Genomic DNA, 6631 nt, shown 5'->3' on the forward strand with positions numbered 1-6631 from the left:
AGAGATATATTAAAAAAGGCTTATTCAGATTTAGCTGCGTTGTTGATATCCTGTAGCGGCTGCGATAGACGCTCAGGATGCCTTGGCATGACGCCTTGGTATTGAGCATAAATTTTTGGTAAATCCGCTTCAATATCTCCAGTTGGATGCATCACAGATAAAAAACGAACTTCTTTGGTATTATAATCCAGCGCGACTGGCAAGATAGGCACGCCAGCACCGAGCGCCAAATAGTAAAATCCTGTTTTCCAGCTCTCGGTATATTGCCGTGTACCCTCTGGTGATAAGCCCAAAAATAGTGGCTCACCTGTCTTAAACTTGTCGATACTGGCTTGCAATACTGAGCCTTTTTCAGTGCGATTAATCGGAATAATCCCCATCCAATACAGCAGCTGAGACAATACTGGCACTCTAAACAGCGTATGCTTTGCCATGATACTAATTTTTAAATCTAGCGCAAATAAACTAGGAAGTGCATAAACGCCATCAACATTAGAGGTATGGGGCAGTGCCAATACCACAGCCTGAGAGATATTAGGAATATCACCAACCGTTCGCCATCCCAATGTCTTCATGAGCCACAAGCCAATCACAGGCGACACTTTATTACCGCGCCTAGGCACGTTATCACCCACTTGTTTTCTACTGAGCTTTGGCAGTATCTTTGAGCGTGTAGATTCAGTAGTGGCAGACTTAGAGCGTTTAAACATCTTTGGTATCATGACAGCACAATATAGTGAAAGGTACTGATATGATAACATCTAGCCTGTTTAACTAGGCTGAATTTTGCGTGCTTTTACTATGTGCAATAGCGCGCAGCCATAAATATAAGTAATACCCTATGCCATTTAATCTTGCACATATTTCTCAAGACTCACTGATATCGATTAAGAAATATCAGCCAAGTCCCCTTTACTCTCAAGCCAAGACTTACGATCAGCGGCACGTTTCTTGGCTAGTAGCATGTCCATGATGCCATTGGTCAGTACCATGTCATCCATATCTAACTGCACTAACCGGCGCGTATCACGGCTCATCGTCGTCTCACGCAATTGCTCAGCACTCATCTCGCCCAGCCCTTTAAAACGGGTGATTTGCGCTTTTTTGTTGCCCGGTACATTAGCTAGGATATGCGCAAGCTCTGGCTCATCTAACGCATAGTGCACCTCTTTACCCACGTCCACACGGTACAATGGCGGCATCGCGACAAACAAGTGACCAGCATCCACCAGCGCAGGGAAATGCTTGACGAACAACGCACAGATCAGCGTCGCAATATGCAAACCATCAGAGTCAGCATCTGCCAAGATACATATCTTGTCATAGCGTAGTTCGGACAAATCATCAGAGGCAGGATCCACACCGATCGCAATAGCAATATCATGAATTTCTTGGCTTGATAGTACCGTATCTGACGACACTTCCCATGTATTCAAAATCTTACCGCGCAGAGGTAATATCGCCTGATAATGACGATCACGTGCTTGCTTGGCACTGCCACCTGCCGAGTCACCCTCTACTAAGAACAGCTCAGCGCCATCACGTAAATCACCACGGCAATCTGCCAATTTACCTGGCAGTGCTGGCCCTTGCGTGATTTTCTTACGAGCGACTTTTTTGGCTGATTTTAGGCGGCGACCTGCTTTATTAATCGCCAATTCCGCAATTTGCGTACCCATATCCGCATGTTGGTTTAACCACAGACTAAAGGCATCTTTTGCCAAGGTCTGTACAGCGCCCGCAGCTTCACGGCTCGATAAACGCTCTTTGGTCTGACCAGAGAACTGCGGCTCAGAGAACTTCAAGGATAAGATATAGTTCACCCCATCCCAGACATCTTCTGCGGTCAGTTTTACACTGCGCGGTAGCAAATTATGAATATCACAAAACTCACGTAATGCTTCTAAGATACCTGTGCGTAATCCATTGACGTGCGTACCGCCCTGCGCCGTCGGGATAAGATTCACATAGCTTTCTTGAATCGGTGTACCACCCTCAGGTAGCCAAGACAACGCAAAGGTCACACCCGCACGTTCGCCCACTTTTGCATCGTAATTATAATAAAAGGGTGCTTCTGGTAGCGTCTCAAGACCATCTAATTGCTCGCTTAGATACTCGACCACCCCATCAGTAAATTGCCAAACCACCTTTTCATCATTGATATCATCGGTGAACTCAATCGTTAGTCCCGCAGCCAATACCGCTTTGGCTTTTAAATTGTGCTTAAGCTGCTTCACATTAAATTTGGGCGTGTCAAAAAAGCTGCCATCGGCCCAAAAATGCACTTTAGTACCACGTTTGCGTTTATTTGAGCTGACCGCCTCGGTCAATGGCGTCACGGGCGCGCCATTTTCAAACGCCATATCAAACTGTGTACTATCACGCCATACCGTCACTGCAACGCGGGTTGATAGCGCATTGACGACAGAGATACCCACGCCATGCAAACCGCCTGACACTTCGTAATTGGAGGTCGAAAACTTGCCACCCGCATGCAAACGGGTCAAAATCAGCTCGATGCCTGATTGACCAAATTCAGGGTGAATATCAGTCGGCATACCGCGCCCATCATCCTCGACAGACAGCGACCCATCACTGTGCAGTTGCACCTTGATGTTTTTGGCATAACCCGCCAACGCTTCATCCACCGAGTTATCAATGACTTCTTGCGCCAAATGATTTGGACGCGTGGTATCGGTATACATACCTGGGCGACGACGGACGGGTTCAAGCCCCTCTAAAACTTCTAACGATTGCGCATTATATTGACTCACAAATGCATCCTTAACTATTCATGTGCGTTTAACTCTATAAAACCATTATAACCAAAAACAGCGACGTTAAGGTCAATAGTCCATCGTTCACGTCATATAATGTCGTCTATTTAAGACTTTACTAGGGCGTGTCATCATTTAGATAGCGAGGCTTAAAATGAGATAAATAGTAGTCAAACGAGGAAAAAATTGCAGAGAATATAGGTATATTCGCAAAATTTTTGACGATTTTTGACAAGATTTAGCCATTTTAAGACCGCTAAATGATTGAATGGGCTAGTTGATGATACGCCCTAGCTCTCGTAGCATCTCTATCACCATCGGTAGCTGCTCACCAAAATCACTAAAGCGATGATCGCCACCTGCTTGTGCGGTTACTGCTGCGCCTTGCCCTTCATAAAAGGCTTGAGACAGCTCAGAGTTTAATAGCTCATCACCCTGTTTAAGCAGTACAGCAATTTTGTTGGGATAATTAACTTGAGAGATTTGATGATCTGCAAACCATTGCAAATCAGCATTGGTTATATCCCAGCCGCCTGCTGTCGAATGTAAAACATAATCTTCAGACAATGCTGCTTTACCACTATCGATTAATACAGACTCATCAGCAAACCGCTGTAGCGTAATATGTGGCTGCGTACTAGGGTTTAGTAGTAATGCAGGGCAACCCATTTTATTACTGATTAACGTAGAAAAATATCCACCCAATGAGCTACCAACCAATACCGTACTGGAAGATTCGGTCTGCTCATCTTTGCTATTGTTTAACCCGTCTATCAATAACAACAACTTCTCACGAACTTGCGCAGGCGATTTATTCAAATCAGGACGCAGCACCGTGATATCAGGATGATGATGCTGACAGTATTTGTCTAACAGCAGCCCTTTAGTCGAGTTCGCATCGCTGTCCAGTCCATGGATATAAATCAGGTTCACGTATTATCTCACTTATTAATTTTGTTATGATTGTCTTATATAGGCTAGTAGCGCTAAGCATAGCACCCGATGCGCAAAAATAATAACAATAAAACGGCACACTATTAGTCGGTATTTGCGACATAATAATATGATCATAATCGTCTGGTGCCAGTCAAAGGAATGATGGTAATAGCAATGGAGTCGCCATGAATCAACAGTTTGAGCTGTTCGACATTGACAACCCTTGTATCGGTGTCTGTGAAAGCAATAAAAAAGGCTATTGCTTTGGTTGCCTGCGCAGTCGAGCCGAGCGCCAACGATGGCATCATATGACGACAGAGCAGCAACGTGAGGTACTGAGGCTTATCGCAGGACGTAAGCTGCGTATTGAGCTTATGCGGCTGCGCAAAAACGAGCAGCTAGGATTTGATTTTGAAGAAGAGGTTGAGATGGGTGAGTTGTTTTGATACTTTGGAATAATTTTGGTTACTAGAGCAAATCTGCTTAGCTTCTATTCATTATTTGCGTCGAAATAAATGATCGAATGTTTCTATATGGTACTCAACTAGCCATTCATAGAGGTTATCATATAAAAATCGAATAGACTCTATATCTGATGAATAGACCATACACCCACGATCATCATACATGTAAAAGACGATTTTCTTAGATTTGTTAATAAAGTATATATTGTCACTTATTGCTGGGGATAAACCCATTTCAAGATTAGCAGTACCTCTAAGGATATTGATATAGTTTACTGAGGCAAGATCTACTCTAAATATTTTCTGAATATGATGAGTAGTAATTGTCATTATCTCTGAAATTTCTTTTTGAATATCATAAAACTCGTCAGTTTCTGAAGTTATAACAATATTCTCATCTTTAATTATTTCGTCAAAATACGAAAATTGTGCTTCTAGATACCCATTCGTTGGCTTATAAAACTCTCCACCTCCGTCATGTTTAAAGGAGTTAATTAGAATGTAGACTTCATCTTCATCGTTAAATACAGACTCAAAAATCTTAACTGCTTTTTTTACACAATGATCAACTCTTTTGATGGTACCGTTTTCAAAACCATCGCCTAGTTCAAATCTTAAATGGTTGGTATGACTAATAAATGACTCTGTAGGATGTAAATTACTATCAGGAAAATTAGTTTTGATAAAATTTTGAAAAGCATACCAGTTTGAATTTTTACTCATAATATTCCTTAACCCTAAACTAAACAGTGTATGAGTCGACTACGAATAATTTGTAAAGCAAGCAATACACTACCTTATGAAACGCTTATGGAAAACCAGTGATTAACACTACTTTATATTCTTCAAAACGGAATATGGTCATCAAAACTGTTCACCGACTTAGATACTTTTAGTTGAAGAGCTTCTTCATTTTTTAAAAGTTCATCAACCCCTAATTCAGTTATAGAGTAAGCATAGAACTCATAACCTTCTTGGTGATCTATTTCTATAGATTTGCTTAAAAAACCCATGCGCTCTAGTTTTACTAAAGAAAGCTGAAGAACAGCATCGTCTATCCCATTGACATTATTACTTATCATGTAAAAAGGTAAACCAATAGGATTAGCAACTTGACTTTGAAGACAAGAAGCTAAAAATCTATAGTCTTGCTCTTTCAACTTGTAATTTGATGGATTCGCAATAATTGCTTTCGATTCAGAAAGACTAGAACGATTTAGAATACCTAAACTAGCAGCTTCTATTTTAATTAATGAGCAAGCCCTATTAGTTGCAGAAACTAAATCACCATCTGAACGATTCACATCATAGTCAGCAGGCGTCACACCTAATAAATCAGTTGGTAGATGTATATCTATATCACGAGGCTTAAGAATAAAAGAACGTTTCTTTCCAATAGCACCAATAAATAAACCAAGTTCAAATACTACATTATCTCTAACTATATGTTGATTTTCATCCCTAATTACAGCTACATCATCTGGTGCAAAAATAAACAGTGCAAAGTCGACAGTAGAAGACTTCTCAACTAAATCTTCAATAGTTGAAGATGAGAGTTTAAAAGTACCCCCTGTCCAAATAGTAACTTCAAACTGATGATCTAGATTGACATTAACAGCTTCGGCAATTGGAATACTTTCAACTGAGGATGCAATAAATAATCGGGGTTTTCTCAACTCATAATCTCCGTACTTTATTAAATGTCAAAAATTTAAAATCCTAAAAATAATGCCATAATCTCCTAAATAATATAGCAATAAAAATCACATCTTGCACTCTTTCGTATTTGTAAATAACAAAATCAAAAGTATTAAATATAATACTTTCAAAAAATAAAGCTTATTGAGATCCAAAGGCTAGATATAAAAAGGTCTCCAATCACACAATTGATTGAAGACCTTTAGTTATAAAAAGATAACGATGACCTACTCTCACGTCAGCGAACCACACTACTATCGATTATAAGATATTTCACTTCTGAGTCCGACAATTAACAAATTTTACATCGTGCTCTTTTCGTCAGCGATTGGGCTATTACTGCTTTACTTTCTCATTTATAAAGGACTAGTAACTAAACTATAAAGAGTACGTACGCCATTAATATAGTTACCCATGCGCATATTTTCATTGGCAGCGTGCTGATTATTGTCAGCGTTGACCAAAGGTACGATAACAAACGGCACTTGCAGAGCATCTACAATCTCTGCCGTTGGCACTGTACCGCCCATCATGCGAATACGGACTGGCGCAGGTTTCGCGCTGAATGATTCTACCATCGACTGGTACGCCCATTTACCGACTACCGACAGGTGCATCTGAGCTTTAGGAAATTCCAGCCAAAGAAAAGCCCCTTGATACGTTAGTATCAAGGGGCAAATCAGAATAGAGAGCTGACGATGACCTACTCTCACATGGGCGAACCACACTACCATTGGCGCAACGATGTTTCACTTC

At 40.9% G+C, this 6631-nt stretch carries 7 protein-coding genes; 1 reads left to right on the forward strand and 6 read right to left on the reverse strand.

Going from position 1 to position 6631, the window contains the following annotated elements:
* Positions 1-20 precede the first annotated feature (20 nt).
* From ACTXGL_RS10780 to ACTXGL_RS10790, 3 genes are all read right to left on the reverse strand, one after another.
* Positions 21-710, reverse strand: coding sequence for a lysophospholipid acyltransferase family protein (locus ACTXGL_RS10780; RefSeq protein ID WP_443526802.1), 690 nt, complete (start codon positions 708-710; stop codon positions 21-23).
* A gap of 177 nt (positions 711-887) precedes the next feature.
* The gene (parE, locus tag ACTXGL_RS10785; RefSeq protein WP_443526803.1) at positions 888-2774 is read right to left on the reverse strand and encodes a DNA topoisomerase IV subunit B; all 1887 of its coding nucleotides are present in this window, start codon (positions 2772-2774) and stop codon (positions 888-890) included.
* Positions 2775-3050: 276 nt separating this feature from the next.
* Positions 3051-3710, reverse strand: coding sequence for a YqiA/YcfP family alpha/beta fold hydrolase (locus tag ACTXGL_RS10790; RefSeq protein ID WP_443526805.1), 660 nt, complete (start codon positions 3708-3710; stop codon positions 3051-3053).
* 188 nt (positions 3711-3898) lie between these two features.
* On the opposite strand from ACTXGL_RS10790, the gene ACTXGL_RS10795 reads away from it, so the two are divergent.
* The gene (locus ACTXGL_RS10795) at positions 3899-4159 is read left to right on the forward strand and encodes a DUF1289 domain-containing protein (RefSeq protein WP_443526806.1); all 261 of its coding nucleotides are present in this window, start codon (positions 3899-3901) and stop codon (positions 4157-4159) included.
* 51 nt (positions 4160-4210) lie between these two features.
* Here the strand turns inward: ACTXGL_RS10795 and ACTXGL_RS10800 are convergent, their stop codons facing one another.
* The 3 genes from ACTXGL_RS10800 to ACTXGL_RS10810 all read right to left on the reverse strand — a co-directional run bounded on the left by ACTXGL_RS10800 (position 4211) and on the right by ACTXGL_RS10810 (position 6453).
* A complete protein-coding gene (locus tag ACTXGL_RS10800; protein ID WP_319052110.1) occupies positions 4211-4900 on the reverse strand; it encodes a DUF3885 domain-containing protein in 690 nt (229 codons plus the stop codon).
* A 122-nt stretch (positions 4901-5022) separates the two neighbouring features.
* A complete protein-coding gene (locus ACTXGL_RS10805) occupies positions 5023-5853 on the reverse strand; it encodes a TIR domain-containing protein (RefSeq protein ID WP_443526808.1) in 831 nt (276 codons plus the stop codon).
* Between the two features lie 378 nt (positions 5854-6231).
* Complete coding sequence (locus ACTXGL_RS10810; RefSeq protein ID WP_319052112.1) at positions 6232-6453, reverse strand: hypothetical protein; 222 nt, start codon at positions 6451-6453, stop codon at positions 6232-6234.
* Between the last annotated feature and the right edge of the window lie 178 nt (positions 6454-6631).

It is taken from the genome of Psychrobacter sp. T6-6, from assembly GCF_052258185.1.
Classification (GTDB): Bacteria; Pseudomonadota; Gammaproteobacteria; order Pseudomonadales; family Moraxellaceae; genus Psychrobacter.

What these genes read in the sequence shown, in the direction of transcription:
- ACTXGL_RS10780 (WP_443526802.1), bottom strand. Translation starts at nt 710, where the DNA reads ATGTTTAAACGCTCTAAGTCTGCCACTACTGAATCTACACGCTCAAAG.
- ACTXGL_RS10795 (WP_443526806.1), top strand. Translation starts at nt 3,899, where the DNA reads ATGAATCAACAGTTTGAGCTGTTCGACATTGACAACCCTTGTATCGGT.
- ACTXGL_RS10800 (WP_319052110.1), bottom strand. Translation starts at nt 4,900, where the DNA reads ATGAGTAAAAATTCAAACTGGTATGCTTTTCAAAATTTTATCAAAACT.
- ACTXGL_RS10810 (WP_319052112.1), bottom strand. Translation starts at nt 6,453, where the DNA reads ATGGTAGAATCATTCAGCGCGAAACCTGCGCCAGTCCGTATTCGCATG.